The organism is Kangiella taiwanensis (assembly GCF_020005165.1).
GTDB lineage: Bacteria > Pseudomonadota > Gammaproteobacteria > Enterobacterales > Kangiellaceae > Kangiella > Kangiella taiwanensis.
In genome coordinates this window covers 138,541-154,746 of record NZ_JAHCLT010000002.1, presented here as the reverse complement: position 1 = coordinate 154,746, position 16,206 = coordinate 138,541, and the positions used below count along the sequence as shown (strand labels likewise).

Genomic DNA, 16,206 nt, shown 5'->3' with positions numbered 1-16,206 from the left:
CAATGACAAAGCATTGGATACCTTCTTTTAAACATAAAGCGCTTATGTTTACAGCCTTGGCTTCAGTATTCACGAGTAATGCCGTGGCGCAGTCCCAAGACATTATGATCTTGCCCTTAGTCTATGGGCCGGAAGGAGAGTATATTTCTCTAGAGCCTGAGCACGTAACGCAACGTGAGGGTTATGATAACCAGCCGAAGTTTAGTCCTGACGGGAAAAGTCTTTATTTCACACGGATGCTTGATAAAAAAGAAGGTGATGGCCAGCAGACTGATATTTTCCAATATCAACTGAGCGACGGCTCTGTAACCAACGTGACCCAAAGCGAAGATATTAGCGAATACTCTGCAACCCCGTACTCAGAAGATTTTATCTCTGTTATCGCAGTTAACCCCAATGGTGAGCAGCATCTAAGGTTGGTTAATACCATTAACCGAGAACAAGAGGTGCTACGAGAAGATATCGAGCCTGTGGGTTACTATGGTTGGTTAAGCCCGACGAAAGCTGGGGTGTTTGTTTTGGGCGAGACCATGACATTACAAATATTGGACACAGAATCGAGTAACCCGCCAATAGTTCTGGCTGAAAATATTGGGCGCTGTTTCGAGACTGTTGCGCCAGGGATTGTAACCTTTACCATTGAAGAAGAGGGTGTACACCATTTGCACGCGCTGAACCACGAAGCAGCCTTTAGCTCTATGGAGACAAAACTTCCTGAAGGCGTTCAAGATTACGTTTGGTTTAATCAGACTCATGTTGTCGTCGGGAAAGACTCAAAGTTACTCTTAGTCAATGCCGCGACGACTAAAGAGTTAGTCGATTTAAAAGAATTGGGTGTTTCGGGCATTACAAGATTAGCTCTCAGCCCTGACAAGAAAAACATTGCTATTGTTTACGATAGGGCTGATTAAGCGAATAACTCTGTTATAGGTAGAGATTGAACAAAAAAGCCGCTTCAATGAGCGGCTTTTTCATGTCTGACGTTCTGTGTTGATTAAACTTTAGGGCCTGCTTTCACGAGCTCTTTAGCTTTTTCATTATCAGCAAAGCGATCAAAGTTCTTAACGAAGCGTTTCGCTAAGTCTTGCGCTTTCGTATCCCACTCAGCAGGATCTTTGTAAGTGTCTTTCGGGTTTAAAATACCTGTGTCCACGCCATTGAGTTCTGTTGGGATGGCAAGGTTGAAATATGGAAGCGTCGTGAAATCGCTCTTCTCAATAGAGCCGTCCATAATGGCATCAATAATACCACGAGTATCTTTAATCGAAATACGCTTACCTGAGCCATTCCAGCCAGTATTAACCAAGTAGACCTCTGCACCAGCGTCACGTACACGCTTCTCAAGCACTTCTGCATATTGAGTTGGGTGCAAGCTCAAGAATGCTTCACCAAAACATGATGAGAAGGTTGGCGTTGGTTCTGTCACACCACGCTCAGTGCCTGCTAGTTTCGCTGTAAAACCTGATAGGAAGTAGTACTGAGTTTGTTCTGGCGTTAATTTCGCTACTGGCGGTAATACACCAAAAGCGTCAGCACTCAAGAAAATGACTTTTTTAGCATGACCAGCTTTTGAAACGGGCTTAACGATGTTATCGATGTGATAAATCGGGTAAGACACACGAGTGTTTTCTGTTTTGCTGTTGTCATCAAAGTCGATATTGCCTTTCTTATCGACAACAACGTTTTCAAGTAATGCGTCGCGACGAATTGCGCGATAAATGTCTGGCTCGTTTTCTTCAGATAAGTTAATGGTTTTGGCGTAACAACCACCCTCAAAGTTGAAAACACCGTTATCATCCCAGCCATGCTCATCGTCACCAATCAAAGCACGTTTTGGATCGGTTGAAAGTGTTGTTTTGCCCGTGCCAGACAAGCCGAAGAAGATTGCAACGTCACCGTTTTCACCAACGTTAGCAGAGCAGTGCATAGAAGCGATACCTTTAAGCGGAAGGAGGTAGTTCATCATTGAGAACATGCCTTTCTTCATTTCACCGCCATACCAAGTACCGCCGATTAACTGAATCTTTTCTGTTAGGTTAAATGCAACAAAGTTCTCAGAGTTTAGACCGTGCTCTTCCCACTTGTCATTCACAGCCTTTGAACCATTCATGACCACAAAGTCAGGCTCAAAGTCTTTAAGTTCGTCTTCTGAAGGGCGGATGAACATGTTTTTAACGAAGTGTGCCTGCCAAGCGACTTGCGTAATGAAGCGTACTTTTAGACGAGTATCTTCGTTAGCGCCACAGAAGGTATCAACCACAAACAAGCGACTGCCTGACAGCTGCTCGGTAACGGTTTCTTTAAGATCTTTCCAGATTGCTGGTGTAATTGGCTTATTATCATTCACACCATTTTTAGACCACCACACTGTGTCACGAGTAATGTCGTCTTCTACAATATATTTATCTTTTGGTGAGCGGCCAGTGAAAATACCAGTATCTACGGTAACCGCGCCCATATTAGTGACAGTGCCGCGCTCATAGCCGCTGATGTCATCTCGGGTTTCTTCTTCAAATAAAGTATCGTAGGAAGGGTTGTAAACGATTTCGTGGACTGAATGGATGCCATATTGGCTCAAGTCAACATCGCGAGACATGTGGGGTACTCCTCGTGTGCAAAGCAGGCTTTGCAGTGCAATTGATTAAATAACAATTCGCTATTTGAAAATTGCACGTAATTATGCCAAAAAAAAATGGTACTGGCGAGGCTAAATGAAACTTATTTGCAATATTTCAGCACTTTTTTTCATGGGCTTGATTTTTCTAGTAACGGTGGCTACTTCGGACTACTTTTTCTAATGGTAAGTAGCCCTAATCTAGGAGTTGTTTAAGGAGATTTTAGAGGCTTTTAAAAACTTTTAACCACAGTTAGAAACTTAATACCTAAGAGTTTCGAGAAAGTGATAATTTCGCCAATTCGACTAAAGCAGATTTATACTCGCTGTCAGGGAGCGGTGTTAGAGCGTCAATGGCACGTTTAACGGCTTTTTCCGCAGCTTGGTAGGTATAATCGATAGCGTTGGTTGCTTTAACAATGCTCAGGATCTGGTCAAGGTCATCTAAGCCACCTTGTTCTATCGCTTTGCGAATGACTGCCTGATCATCTTCGTTAGATTGGGTCAAGGCGTAAATTAGTGGCAAGGTCGGCTTACCTTCAGCTAAATCATCACCAACATTCTTGCCCATATCCTCAGCATTAGAGGCGTAATCGAGGGCATCATCAACTAGTTGAAACGCAATACCAAGCTGCAGGCCGTACTGACGTAAGCCGTTTTCAATCTGCTCTGATGCACCCGATAAAACGGCGCCTAACTGAGTCGCGGCCGCAAAAAGAATGGCTGTTTTACGCTCAATCACTTGATAATAGGCGTCTTCGCTAACTTTAGGATCGTTGATGTTCATCAGCTGCAAGACTTCGCCTGCAGCAACTTCATTGGTGGTATCAGCCAGAATGTTCAATACTTTCATATTGTCGACTTCGACCATCATCTGGAAGGAGCGACTATAAAGAAAGTCACCAACAAGGACAGATGCCTGATTACCAAATAATTCATTGGCTGTTTCACGGCCTCGACGCATGCTGGATTCATCAACAACATCATCGTGCAGTAGAGTAGAGGTATGGATTAACTCAATGACCGCTGCTAACTTAGCGTGGTCTTCGCCTTCATAATCAAGCGATTTAGCCGCTAATAGCACTAACATTGGTCTTAGTCGCTTGCCACCAGCTGCAACAATATAATGTCCAACTTGATCGACCAACACCACATCAGACTTGAGGCGGCTTAAGATCATTTGGTTGGTGGCCTGAAAATCAGTTTCTACTAAGGCACGTATATCGTCGAGAGTCATTGTCTACCTTATCACTTATGACATTTGGCATTCAGCTTTACAGTAAAAAAGTGTTAAGATCCCTTGTCTTAAGACTTTGGTCACGCTGAAACTGCCAACTGCTTTAAAATAATTGCTTGGCAATCCTAGTGAGGGTCGGCCTTGGGGTCAAGCTTTTCTGGTGATATTTGGATGACTTAGGGGCGTTTTTTGCTGATTTAGCGCAAATACTGAGCAAATTCCCAATATGTGGGTTTTATTAGCCTCAAGCCCTTGCTTTGCGGGTGGTTTTCGCTTAAAATTCGCGCCCTCAAATTAAGAAAGCCTTAGAGCAATACATATTAACCTTCTTGTTGAGAGATATAAGAGGGTCTATAACCGGAGAATCAATATGTACGCAGTAATCAAAAGTGGTGGTAAGCAACACCGCGTAAAAGAAGGCCAGGTAGTTCGTCTTGAGAAGATCGAGGCAGAAACTGGTGCAACAATCGATTTCGAAGACGTTTTGATGGTCGCTGACGGCGATAACGTAACTTTAGGCACGCCAGTTGTTTCTGGTGCTGTGGTTTCAGGTGAAGTTGTTAACCACGGTCGTGCGAAGAAAGTGAACATCATTAAGTTCAAGCGTCGTAAGCATCACATGAAACGTCAAGGTCACCGTCAATGGTTCACAGAAGTGAAAATCAACGGTATTGCTCTTGATGGCGCTAAAAAGCCTGCGAAGAAAGCAGAAGCTAAAAAAGCTCCAGCGAAGAAAGCTGCAGCGAAAACAGACGGTGATGATTTAACTCAATTATCAGGCGTAGGTCCAGTAATCGTTAAGAAATTAAACGAAGCTGGTATCACTACATTTAAACAAATCGCTGAGTGGACTGCTGAAGACGTAGCACACTTTGACGAAGAATTAAGCTTTAAAGGTCGTATCGAGCGTGAAAACTGGATTGACCAAGCTAAAGAATTGATGAAAGGAGAGTAAACGATGGCTCATAAGAAAGCTGGTGGTAGTACTCGTAACGGCCGCGATTCCGAAAGTAAACGCCTTGGTGTTAAGCGCTTTGGTGGTGAAGAAGTAAGCGCGGGTAGCATCATTGTTCGTCAACGTGGTACTCGTTTCCACGCTGGTAACGGTGTTGGTATTGGTCGCGACCACACAATTTTTGCAAAAGTTGACGGTAAAGTTAAGTTTGAAACTAAAGGTAAAGAGAAGCGTAAATTCGTTTCAATCGAAGCCTAATCAAGCTTGAGTTTTAGAAAAAGCCTCAGCCTTTGCTGGGGCTTTTTTGTATTCTAATCTGAGTAAGTTTTGAACAACTGCTTGGAATATATGGCACAATAGACCTATGAAATTTGTAGATGAAGTAACAATTAAAGTTAAAGCAGGTGATGGCGGTAACGGCATCGTCAGCTTCCGTCGTGAAAAATACGTTGCTCGAGGTGGCCCGGACGGTGGCGATGGCGGTGACGGCGGAAACGTCTACATTGTTGCAGATGAAGAGATGAACACCCTCGTTGACTATCGTTATGTCCGCTTTTACCAAGCAACGCGTGGCGAGAATGGTCAGGGGCGCAATATGACTGGCTCTAAAGGTGAAGACTTAGTATTAAAGGCTCCTATAGGGACCCAAATTACGGATAAAGAGACGGGTGAAATCGTTGGTGATTTGACCAAGCCTGGCGAGCAGTTATTAGTTGCAAAAGGCGGTTTTCATGGCTTAGGCAATACCCGCTTTAAAAGCTCGATCAATCGTGCGCCACGTAAGGCTACTCACGGCACGCCCGGTGAAGTGCGTGAACTGACCATGGAATTGAAAGTATTGGCAGATGTGGGCCTATTGGGTCTGCCTAACGCCGGTAAGTCGACTTTTATTCGTGCGGTGTCATCAGCTAAGCCTAAAGTTGCTGGTTATCCTTTTACAACCCTCATACCGAACCTTGGTGTGGTGCGTATTGATGCTGAATCGAGCTTTGTTGTTGCTGATATTCCTGGTGTGATTGAAGGCGCGGCGGAAGGTGCTGGCTTGGGGATTCGTTTTTTGCGTCACTTAGCTCGTACACGAATTCTGCTGCACATTGTTGACCTCATGCCTTTTGATGAGTCGGATCCCGTCGAAAATTTCAATGGCATTATGAACGAGCTGTATAAGTACAGTGAAAGCAAAGACATTTCACTTAAAGATAAACCTGTGTGGTTAGTATTCAATAAAACTGACTTGATGACTGAAGAAGAAACACAGGCCAAGATGCATGACGTATTGGAGCGCTTAGAGTGGGATGGTCCGGTATTTAAAATGTCAGCCATTAAGAAAGAGGGCACACGAGAAATTAGTAATGCCATTATGGATTACTTAATTGAGCATCCTCAAATTCGTAAGTTTGAAGCAGAGAAAACTCAAGAAGAGTTCAATTGGCCGCAGCCCGGGGCTATGGACGAAGAGGAGCAGGATTCTTTTGATGGTCTTGAACCTGAGTGGGTTGAGGACTTCGAAGACGACGGTGTCGAAGTTGTGTACGTCGATCCTAGTCAGGAATCCGATAATAAAAAATAGCCTTATGTCTATTTAATAAAAAAGCCGCTTCTCAGCGGCTTTTTTGTACTCGTTGGTAATTAAACGACGTAATTAACGGCCTTCGCGACGTAACGCTGACGCTGTGAACTGACGGTAATTCATCTTTTCAGAGAAGTCGTACATGTCTTCTTGGTTATCTAAACCGAAAGCGATGTAGCGCTTTGCTCTAAGGTCATGAATCACATCAAGGGTTGACCACAGTACTGGCACTTCATAGTAGTTTAGAGCATGAGCTTCAGCAACACGCCATAGCTCACCATTTTCATCATAATGATCGACCAGTAATGCTTGCCAGCTGTCTTCATCCAAGTAGAAGGTACGACGGCTGTACACGTTTTCCTTGTTTTCCTTCAATGTTGCTTCAACAACCCAAACACGATGCAGTTCGTAGCGAGCGTGATCTTGATTAATATGACCCGGGCGTACAATATCATCGTAACTTAACTGATCACTGTGCAGGCGATAGGCATTGTAAGGTACGAAGAGTTCTTTCTTACCTTTCAGTTCCCAGTTATAGCGGTCAGGCGAGCCACTGAACATATCGAAGTTATCGATCGTTGATAAACCGTCTGAGGCTAAGGCTGGTGCATCATAAGCAACCGTCGGGGTACGAATCGCACGGCGACGGCCTGGGTCATAACGCCATGCACGACGAGGGTCAATCACTTGGTTTGACGTCTCATGAACCAGTAACACTTCACCAGCCATGCTTGATGGTGATGTAATACGCTGCTTGTATAAGAACAAGAAGTTTTCTTTCTCAGGATGCTCTTGTGCATAATACTGCAGTGATTCTTGCTCAAACTTAACAGGGTTGAAGCTGCCATCTACCTGTGGGGTTACCTGTATATACTCACGTTTGATAGCCTCGCCGCGGAAACGGGTTAAGTGGTTCCAAATCGCTTCCAAACCATTTTGTGGGATTGGAAAAGGGACGCCTACGCCCGCATTGCGTAAACCTGCTCCATCTTGCGTTAATTCTGCACGGGTAGCATTTTTAACACTAAAGTCGTAGATCTTCTGCGGGAATGATGCACTGCGATGAGTTGGGTAAACGTCGAGTTTATAGCTAGGGTATTGCTTCAGAAGAGCGATCTGCCCTTCAGTAAGCTTATCAGCGTATTGTGTGTAATTTTTTGCCGTAATGGTGAGCATCGGCGCCTCGTCCGCGTAAGGGTCGATGTGATGTTCGCCTGGCGTGTAGTCTTGCGGGATTTGTTGAATGCCACCGCTCCATGCAGGAATTGTGCCTTCTTTATTTCCTGCACGTTCAGCGCCCATCGGGGTTAGTTCGACATGCAGTTTTGCGGCTTCTTCGGGACTTACTTTTGCTTGTGATGGCGCACTCAATACACCGGCAAGAATGATTGGGATGATGATACGCTTTTTCATAATCATGGTTCCAAATACATACTCAAGAATTAAGATTGAGCGCATTTTACACATCCGACCATCACTGTCAACTGGTACAACCAGAGTTTACAATTTAATCAATAATAGAACTTATTGGTCTAAATATGATACTTTAGCTTAGTTAATCATTAAGTGGTGTTAACTGATGATTCGAGTTTTAATTCCAGTTAAATGTCGGGCAAATAACCATGAATTTTCAACAAGATAGCTCCCAAAAACTGTTCCATCTCTTGAATAGCTTTCATCAGAAGTCCAAGTCGCTTGAGAAGGCCTCCGGTTTGACACAAGAGAGGCTTGATATATTAAATTTGCTGGTCACTATTGGTCCAAAGACCATCAATCAACTAGCAGAAGAAGAGGGCGTTAGTGCCCCCGCAATCACCCGCACCATCAAGGGTTTAGAAAAGTTGGGTTATGTCATTAAGTCACGCTCTAAAACCGATCAGCGAGTCGTGTTCGTCGCGCCAACGCGAAAAAGCCAGCAGGTCATTGAGTCGCTGAGGTTGCAGCAACAAAAATACATTGACGAGTTGTTACGCGGAGTATCAGAGGACGATTTGGGGCTTTTGTCTGAGCAGATTGGAAAAATCATCTAAAACAAAACGTTAAAGGCTTTTTAACTGTGTTTGAACGTTTCTTCGGGAAGCACAGAAAAGCCGCTACTTTTCAGTAGCGGCTTTAAGAATCTCTGCAGTTACAAGCGGACTAAATTATAGCGCTTGAATTCGAGCGTTAAGACGGCTCTTATGACGTGCAGCTTTATTCTTGTGGATAAGGCCTTTGTTTGCAGCTTTATCGATCACAGAAACAGCACGTTCGAATGCAGCTTGAGCATCCTTCTTGTTGCCTGCTTCAATAGCATAAATAACTTTTTTAATGTAGCTACGCGTCATTGAGCGGCGGCTAGCGTTGTGCTGGCGACGAGCTTCAGCTTGACGAGCACGTTTTTTGGCAGATTTAATGTTAGCCAAGGTGAACTCCTAACAACTGGTTAAAATCAATAATCACAAATTTAAGGTCGCGAAATATACCTGTTTTAGCGTCCTGTATCAAGTGAAAAGGACGAAAAACCGCATAATTCTGTCAATTTCAGGGCTTTTATGGACTTGCTATAGTCGAAAAGCCATTTATCGCTTAAACTTGCGTTCCATTAGAGTCGCATTCTAACACTAACCAAGAAGAATTATTAGCAATATGGGCAGCCTATTACGATCCAGCACAATCGTCAGCTTTTGGACCATGATGTCGCGTTTTATGGGACTTGCCCGAGACGTTGTATTGGCGAACCTGCTCGGTGCCAGTGGTCAGGCGGATGTCTTCCTTGTTGCCCAGAAAATCCCTAACTTTTTGCGACGTTTATTTGGTGAAGGCGCTTTTGCCACAGCTTTTGTTCCTGTTTTTTCAGAGTACCACTCGAATCGAACCAAAGCAGACACAGTAGCCCTTTTAAGTAAGGTTTCAGGGACGTTGGGCGGTGTTTTGGCCATTATTACCATCATTGGTGTTCTTGGCTCTCAGGGCGTCATTGCGTTATTTGGTGCAGGCTTTATTGACGATCCCGAAAAGTTCGTGCTGGGTAGCGATCTGCTAAAAATCACCTTCCCATACATTTTCTTTATATCGCTTGTTGCTATGTACAGTTCGGTGCTCAATACGCTGAACAAATTTGCCGTACCAGCATTTGCACCAATATTGCTTAATTTGTCGATTATCGCTGCGGCCATTATTTGGGCACCTAGTATGGAGCAGCCTACGGTAGCCTTGGCTTGGGCCATTTTTATTGCGGGTGCTTTGCAGCTGTTTTTGCACTTTCCGTTTTTATGGAAAGCAGGGTATTTACCAAAACCACAATGGGCCTGGAAAGATACGGCGGTACAACGCATTATTAAACTCATGGTGCCTGTGATCATTGGTGCTTCCGCGAGTCAAATCAATTTACTGATAGATACGCAAATCGCTTCGTTTCTCGAAGAGGGTAGTATTTCTTGGTTGTATTACTCGGATCGCATGATGGAGTTTCCTTTAGGCATTTTTGGCATCGCCATCGCCACTGTGTTGTTACCGACCCTGTCCAAATTCTTCTCGAAAAAAGATATGGAGCACTTCTCAGGAACGCTCGATTGGGGGCTGCGTATGGTACTAATGATCGGAATTCCTGCGGCTATCGGGCTTTTCTGGTTAGCAGAGCCTATTATGATTGCAGTGTTCCAGCACGGTGCTTTTACCGCGGAAGACTCCTTTAAAGCTAGCCAAAGCCTACAAGCCTACTCAATCGGCTTAATTGGCTTTATGATGGTGAAAGTATTTTTGACTGGCTTTTACTCGCGCCAAGACACGAAAACGCCCGTGAAAATTGCTTTGTTCGCTATCGTTAGCAACATCGTTTTGAATTTGGCGCTATTTAAACCTTTCGGGCATGTTGGTCTTGCGATCGCCACCAGTGTTTCAGCTTTCATCAACGCGATATTTTTATACCGTTATTTACACAAAGAGCAGCATTTACAGTTATCGCGCAAGAGCAAGTTGTGGATATTAAAACTAATCATCGCCAGCGGCTTACTATTGCTTGGCCTTTGGTACACCGACTTTAGTATTGAACAGTGGCAATCCTGGACGCGCTTCGAAGCTATCGGCATGATAAGCGCCATCATTGTTGCCACTGTCGCGGTTTACGCTGTTTTGCTAGTTATGCTCGGCCTGCGCCCGAGAGACTTTAAGATTCAGCGTTAGAGCAACGTCTAATTCTGTAACTTCAAAACCGCTTTATAACGTGGCTTTTGGTGCCTTTCTAAGTAATACACCAGCTCTTTAGTTTCTGGTATAAATTCCATCATCCAGACGTTGCTTTTGGCCTCTGGAATCAGGTTGGCGGTAAAGTCGTCAGCGTGAAAGAATTGCTTGGTTCCAGTGACAGCTTCGCCTTTATAACTTCCAGAAAAGCCACCATAATTAGTGATTCGGTCAGGGGTGCCATCGGCGTGTCGGTGATCATGCTTGAAGAGTAAGCCTTGAGGTGTAGGCGTCAATACCCATGTGCGTGAGGCGTCTTCGCCAACACTGAAAGGTATTCTTATCTCACGATGGTTGCAATGCTTAACAGTGGCGACAAGCTTTTTGCCTGCAAAGTCATGATTGGGGTCGTCTGGATAAACCGTGGAACCGACAAATGTCTTGCCACAAAGGGATGACATTAAGCTGTAAAAGTCGGCTTCGGATTTTGACATCATGTCTTCAAGGTTTGGAGCCGGGGCGCAACTGCTGCAAGCACAGGCAGTGATCAAAGTGGCTAGAAAGAAGCTTGCGATGAACTTAAGTGTTGATTTCATTAATAATTCCTGTGCTTATGGTTTTTGATATAGTCACTGATTTCATTCAAATTGGCAAGTCATGGTGGCTCGATGAGGCCTTCGGTTCTAAGTTGGCGTTAACATTTAGTCATTCTATTAGCTTAATCAAGTATTTGTGGTTAATTCTTAGCCCATAGTCCGCTATAATTGCCGCCTTTGGCAAAAGCCTTTTGGAATTATTGATACGAAATGCGGTTATTGCGTGGCCTTTACAACTGTCCTCAAGCACTGTTTAAGCAGGGCTGCGTGGCGACTATTGGTAATTTTGACGGCGTCCACCTAGGCCATCAAACGATAATCGAGCGCCTGACGCAAAAGGCCAAGGCTTTTGACCTGCCGAGTGTGGTCATCGTTTTTGAGCCTCATCCGCAGGAATACTTTCGTCCCGATAGTGCGCCAGCACGACTGTTCAAACTTACCGATAAGGTTAAAGCCCTAGAGTCGCTGGGTGTGGATTACGTTTTATGCTTCCGCTTCAATAAAGAGTTCGCCGAGTTACAGGCCGAGGACTTTATTCGTCGAGTGCTGATTGACCGTCTAAATGTACAGCACTTGTTCATTGGCGATGACTTTCGATTTGGTTATCGGCGTCAAGGCGACTTCGAGATGTTAAAAGAGCGTGGAGCAGACTACTTTACGGTTGAAGCCAATCAGTCTGTGACCTTAGACGTTGATGGTCAAGACCAGCGAGTCAGCAGCAGCTTGGTACGAGAAGCCATTGCTCAAAGCCAGTTCGACTTGGCTCAGCGCTACTTGAACAAACCTTACCGTATTGAGGGAAAAGTCAGTCATGGCGATAAGCAGGGACGTGGTATTGGCTTTGCGACAGCCAACATTCCCCTAAAGCGCTTGAAAAGTCCGGTAAAAGGGGTGTATGCGGTTTGGGTGTATGGTATAAGTGCTAGTTTGCCGCAGGGCTCAGAGGTTCAGCGCCTGGCTGCCGTTGCCAATGTGGGTAATAAACCGACACTGAAGCAAAGCCCAGAGCGGTTAGAAGTTCATTTGCTGGACTTCGAAGGCGATTTATACGGAAAGCGGCTGGCGATTGAGCCGATCGCTAAAATACGGGATGAACAAAAGTTCACCTCGGTTGATGAATTAAAGGCTCAGATCGCGGCAGATATAGATACTGCGACTGATATTTTTAAAAAACATAACGTTTGAATTAACTAAAATAGAGTAATCATTTCGATGAGTGACTATAAAGACACATTAAACTTACCGAAAACTAAGTTTGAGATGCGCGGCAATCTGCCGAATCGTGAGCCAAAAATGTTGGCTGAATGGGAAAAGAACGATTTGTATGGCGAAATCCGTAAAGCACGTGCTGGCCGTGAGCAATTCATTTTGCATGATGGCCCTCCGTATGCGAACGGTAATATTCACATTGGTCACTCAGTTAATAAAATCTTAAAAGATATCGTGGTTAAGAGTAAAACCATCAGCGGTTTTGACAGCCCTTACGTGCCTGGATGGGATTGCCATGGTTTGCCAATCGAAAATGTTGTCGAGAAGAAAGTCGGTAAAGCTGGCCAGAAAGTGTCTCATGCAGATTTCCGTCAAAAGTGCCGTGACTATGCCGAGAAGCAAGTGGATGGACAAATGAAGGATTTTGTTCGTCTGGGCGTTTTAGGCGAGTGGGACAATCCTTATAAGACCATGAACTTTAGCTTTGAAGCGAATATCGTTCGTGCACTTTCGAAGCTGGTAAAGAACGGTCACATGCACAAAGGCGAGAAGCCTGTGTATTGGAGTGTCGTGGGTGGTTCATCGTTGGCAGAAGCAGAAGTTGAATATCAAGATAAAACCTCCTACTCCATTTATGTGCGCTACCCGTTAGCGGATATTGACGGCTTTGAGAAAGCCTTCAATGGCGCTTCTTGTCAGAATACGTCAGTGGTTATCTGGACAACAACGCCTTGGACATTGCCGTCTAGCCAAGCGGTGACAGTGCATGCAGACTTTCGTTATGTATTGGTAAAGGCGAAAACTGACTCTGGTGAAGAGCAGTTTGTGCTGGCAGAAGACTTGTATAAGCAAGTCATGTCAGAGGCTGAAATTACAGACTATGACGTTGTCGCGACCACGACGGGTGACAAATTAGAGAATTTACAGATTAACCATCCGTTTTATGACAAAACCTTGCCTGTGATCGTTGGTGACCACGTGACGACTGATGCTGGTACTGGCTTAGTCCATACGGCACCTGATCACGGCCCTGATGATTTCCAAGTGGTTAAAAAGTACGGCATTGGTTTATTGAATTACGTTATGGCTAACGGTGTCTTTTCAGATGACACCCCGATTTTTAACGGCCAGCACGTTTATAAAGTTGATCCGCCGATCGTTGAGCACTTGGTTGAGAACGGTAAATTATTGCATCAAGACAAAATTCGTCACAGCTATCCACATTGTTGGAGAACTAAGACGCCATTAATTTATCGTGCGACCCCTCAGTGGTTTATTTCCATGTCGCAAAATGGTTTGCAATCGACTGCGATGCAGGAAATTAAAAAGGTTAAGTGGGTCCCTGATTGGGGCCAAGCTCGAATCGAGTCGATGGTCGAAAACCGTCCAGACTGGTGTATTTCACGTCAGCGCACTTGGGGCGTGCCGTTATGTTTATTCATCGATAAGAAAGATGGTCAGCCGCATCCTGACGCCGCACAGCTGATGGAGAAAGTGGCTGTTTTGATCGAAGAAAAGGGTATCCAAGCTTGGTACGACTTAGATGCGGCCGAGTTTGTTGATGCTGATAAATACGAAAAAATTGATGATACGCTTGATGTTTGGTTTGACTCAGGTGTAACACATTACTGTGTGTTGTCTGCTCGTGATTATTTGCGTCAGCCAGCAGACTTGTACCTAGAAGGTTCAGATCAGCACCGTGGCTGGTTCCAGTCGTCATTACTAACGTCTGTGGGCATCCATGGGCATGCACCTTATAAACACTGCTTAACGCACGGTTTCGTAGTGGACGGTAAAGGCGAGAAAATGTCGAAGTCGAAAGGCAACGTCATGGCGCCAAATGATGTGATCAACAAGCTGGGTGCTGATGTACTGCGCTTGTGGGTTTCATCGGCTGATTATCGCGGTGAAATGGCGGTTTCAGAAGAAATCTTAAAGCGTACAGGCGATACATACCGTCGTTTGCGTAATACGTCGCGCTTCCTTTTGGCGAACCTAGAAGGCTTCGAGCCATCGACAGATTTACTAGCCAAAGATGAATTATTGCCATTAGACCGCTGGGCGGTTGATGCAGCGTATCAGGCTCAGGCGGCCATTATTGATGCATACGATAATTACAACTTCTGGGTCGTGGCGCAGAAGATCCACCATTTCTGCTCGATTGATATGGGCAGTTTCTACTTAGACATTATTAAAGATCGTCAGTACACAGCGAAGCGTGGCTCAAAGGCTCAACGCTCTTGCCAAACAGCTTTGTACCATATCGTTGAAGCACTGGTTCGCTGGATGGCGCCTATCTTGAGCTTCACCGCGAATGAAATTTGGCCGCTACTACCAAAGCCAGCGAGTGGCGAACGTGAGAAGAGTGTCTTCATTTCAGAGTGGTATGACGGTTTATTTGCGATGGAAAATGCAGACATTACAGCAGAAGACTGGGATCGTATCTCTAACGTTAAAGATGCAATCAATAAAGCCATCGAAGTGAAGCGTAAAGACGGTGCTATTGGCGGTTCGTTACAAGCTGAAGTAACGATTCATGCTGATGAGCAGCTTTACGCTGTACTGAGCAAGCTGGAAGATGAGTTGCGTTTTGTTTTCATTACGTCGCAAGCAAAGTTGATTAAAGATGATGCTGGTGAAGAAACTGACATCGAAGGGTTAAAGCTGACCATCGAAGCTTCGGAAGCTGAGAAATGTGAGCGTTGCTGGCACTATCGTGAAGATGTCGGTTCCAATAGTGAACACCCAACGATTTGTAATCGTTGTGTCGACAATGTGGTTGGTGATGGCGAAGTGCGTCATTACGCATAGACTCTTCTTCAAGTTTTAGAGTGGCATGACTGCGATAACATAGAGAAAATATTTTGAACAAAATAAGAGAATCTGGCTTAGTTTGGCTTTGGATCACAGCGATTCTATTAATCATCGATCAGGCCACTAAAATTTGGGCTGATAATAATTTAGCGCCGGTTTATGGTGGCCCCATTGTTGAGGTGATGCCTCACTTTGATTTGAACTTGGCTTATAACTACGGCGCTGCCTTTAGCTTTCTAGGTGATGCTGGGGGCTGGCAACGCTGGCTGTTCACGGCGATTGCTTTCGCCATTAGTATCGCGCTGTTAGTATGGATGTACAAAACACCGAAGCACTACAAGCTATCAAATATTGGCATGGCGTTAATTCTCAGCGGTGCTATTGGTAACTTGTATGACCGTCTAGCTTATGGCTATGTGATTGATTTTATTGATTGGTACGTCTCGAAAGATGGCTATCATTGGCCAACGTTTAATATTGCTGACAGCGTTATTTTAGCGGGCGTTGGGCTGTTAATTATTGATAGTTTTAAGAATCCGGAAAAGAAACCCTCGGATAAGCAACCTTCTAAATAATAGTCTTCAACACTCCTAGGTATTTATGACGACAGAACAAATCATTACTGCTGATTCGAAAGCATTAGTACACTTTAACGTCCTACTCAAAGATGGTTCGGCCGCCGATAGCACTCGCGTTAATGGTAAGCCTGTATGGTTTGTCTTTGGTGATGGTAGCCTGACTGAGGTGATCGAAAAGTCATTGCTGGGGCTAAAAGCCGGTGAAGAGAAAAAGTTAGAGATTCATGGCTCTGACTTTTTTGGCCCAGCAAATCCTGATGATATCCACTTTATGGATATTAACCAGTTTTCTGCTGACGTGAAGCTTGAAGAAGGCTCTATCATTGCTTTTGAGGACATGATGGGTGGCACTGTACCAGGAATGATCCGTGAGATTCAGGGGCATTCCGTAAAAGTTGATTTTAATCACCCCTTAGCCGATCAAGATATAATTCTTGAAATTGAAATTGTCGAAGTGAGACAATAGGGT

General features: G+C 44.7%; 15 protein-coding genes. 10 read left to right on the top strand and 5 right to left on the bottom strand.

What is annotated here, in order from left to right; all coding sequences use genetic code 11:
- Positions 1-2: 2 nt before the first annotated feature.
- The gene (locus KFK88_RS06215) at positions 3-911 is read left to right on the top strand and encodes a TolB family protein (RefSeq protein ID WP_223577854.1); all 909 of its coding nucleotides are present in this window, start codon (positions 3-5) and stop codon (positions 909-911) included.
- Positions 912-994: 83 nt separating this feature from the next.
- On the opposite strand, the gene pckA is transcribed toward KFK88_RS06215, so the two are convergent.
- Positions 995-2,596, bottom strand: coding sequence for a phosphoenolpyruvate carboxykinase (ATP) (gene pckA, locus KFK88_RS06210; RefSeq protein WP_223577853.1), 1,602 nt, complete (start codon positions 2,594-2,596; stop codon positions 995-997).
- A gap of 286 nt (positions 2,597-2,882) precedes the next feature.
- Positions 2,883-3,851 (bottom strand): polyprenyl synthetase family protein, encoded by a 969-nt coding sequence (locus KFK88_RS06205; RefSeq protein ID WP_223577852.1) that lies wholly within the window; start codon positions 3,849-3,851, stop codon positions 2,883-2,885.
- A gap of 370 nt (positions 3,852-4,221) precedes the next feature.
- On the opposite strand from KFK88_RS06205, the gene rplU reads away from it, so the two are divergent.
- The 3 genes from rplU to cgtA all read left to right on the top strand — a co-directional run bounded on the left by rplU (position 4,222) and on the right by cgtA (position 6,376).
- Positions 4,222-4,806 carry a 50S ribosomal protein L21 gene (gene rplU / locus KFK88_RS12060; RefSeq protein ID WP_046561389.1) on the top strand — a complete coding sequence of 195 codons (585 nt, stop codon included), beginning with the start codon at positions 4,222-4,224 and terminating at the stop codon, positions 4,804-4,806.
- Between the two features lie 3 nt (positions 4,807-4,809).
- A complete protein-coding gene (gene rpmA / locus KFK88_RS06195; protein WP_223577851.1) occupies positions 4,810-5,064 on the top strand; it encodes a 50S ribosomal protein L27 in 255 nt (84 codons plus the stop codon).
- A 106-nt stretch (positions 5,065-5,170) separates the two neighbouring features.
- A complete protein-coding gene (gene cgtA, locus KFK88_RS06190) occupies positions 5,171-6,376 on the top strand; it encodes an Obg family GTPase CgtA (RefSeq protein ID WP_223577849.1) in 1,206 nt (401 codons plus the stop codon).
- A 72-nt stretch (positions 6,377-6,448) separates the two neighbouring features.
- On the opposite strand, the gene KFK88_RS06185 is transcribed toward cgtA, so the two are convergent.
- Complete coding sequence (locus KFK88_RS06185; protein ID WP_345252437.1) at positions 6,449-7,795, bottom strand: DUF1329 domain-containing protein; 1,347 nt, start codon at positions 7,793-7,795, stop codon at positions 6,449-6,451.
- Positions 7,796-7,998: 203 nt separating this feature from the next.
- Between KFK88_RS06185 and KFK88_RS06180 the strand changes: the two genes are divergently transcribed.
- On the top strand, positions 7,999-8,406 hold the full coding sequence (locus tag KFK88_RS06180; protein WP_223577847.1) for a MarR family winged helix-turn-helix transcriptional regulator: 408 nt from the start codon (positions 7,999-8,001) through the stop codon (positions 8,404-8,406).
- 114 nt (positions 8,407-8,520) lie between these two features.
- Here KFK88_RS06180 and rpsT read toward each other — a convergent pair whose 3' ends face one another.
- Positions 8,521-8,781 carry a 30S ribosomal protein S20 gene (gene rpsT / locus KFK88_RS06175; protein ID WP_223577845.1) on the bottom strand — a complete coding sequence of 87 codons (261 nt, stop codon included), beginning with the start codon at positions 8,779-8,781 and terminating at the stop codon, positions 8,521-8,523.
- 223 nt (positions 8,782-9,004) lie between these two features.
- Here rpsT and murJ point away from each other — a divergent pair, with 223 nt between their 5' ends.
- On the top strand, positions 9,005-10,540 hold the full coding sequence (murJ, locus tag KFK88_RS06170; RefSeq protein ID WP_223577843.1) for a murein biosynthesis integral membrane protein MurJ: 1,536 nt from the start codon (positions 9,005-9,007) through the stop codon (positions 10,538-10,540).
- An 8-nt stretch (positions 10,541-10,548) separates the two neighbouring features.
- On the opposite strand, the gene KFK88_RS06165 is transcribed toward murJ, so the two are convergent.
- A complete protein-coding gene (locus KFK88_RS06165) occupies positions 10,549-11,136 on the bottom strand; it encodes a hypothetical protein (RefSeq protein ID WP_223577841.1) in 588 nt (195 codons plus the stop codon).
- A 210-nt stretch (positions 11,137-11,346) separates the two neighbouring features.
- On the opposite strand from KFK88_RS06165, the gene ribF reads away from it, so the two are divergent.
- From ribF to fkpB, 4 genes are read left to right on the top strand one after another with little or no spacing between them, the layout of a single operon-like run.
- Entirely contained in the window at positions 11,347-12,321 is a 975-nt protein-coding gene (ribF, locus tag KFK88_RS06160; RefSeq protein ID WP_223577839.1) for a bifunctional riboflavin kinase/FAD synthetase, read from the top strand.
- 27 nt (positions 12,322-12,348) lie between these two features.
- The gene (gene ileS / locus KFK88_RS06155; RefSeq protein WP_223577837.1) at positions 12,349-15,156 is read left to right on the top strand and encodes an isoleucine--tRNA ligase; all 2,808 of its coding nucleotides are present in this window, start codon (positions 12,349-12,351) and stop codon (positions 15,154-15,156) included.
- A 53-nt stretch (positions 15,157-15,209) separates the two neighbouring features.
- Entirely contained in the window at positions 15,210-15,734 is a 525-nt protein-coding gene (gene lspA / locus KFK88_RS06150; RefSeq protein WP_223577835.1) for a signal peptidase II, read from the top strand.
- A gap of 25 nt (positions 15,735-15,759) precedes the next feature.
- Positions 15,760-16,203: an FKBP-type peptidyl-prolyl cis-trans isomerase gene (gene fkpB, locus KFK88_RS06145; protein WP_223577833.1), complete on the top strand. Its 444-nt coding sequence runs from the start codon at positions 15,760-15,762 to the stop codon at positions 16,201-16,203.
- Positions 16,204-16,206 lie beyond the last annotated feature (3 nt).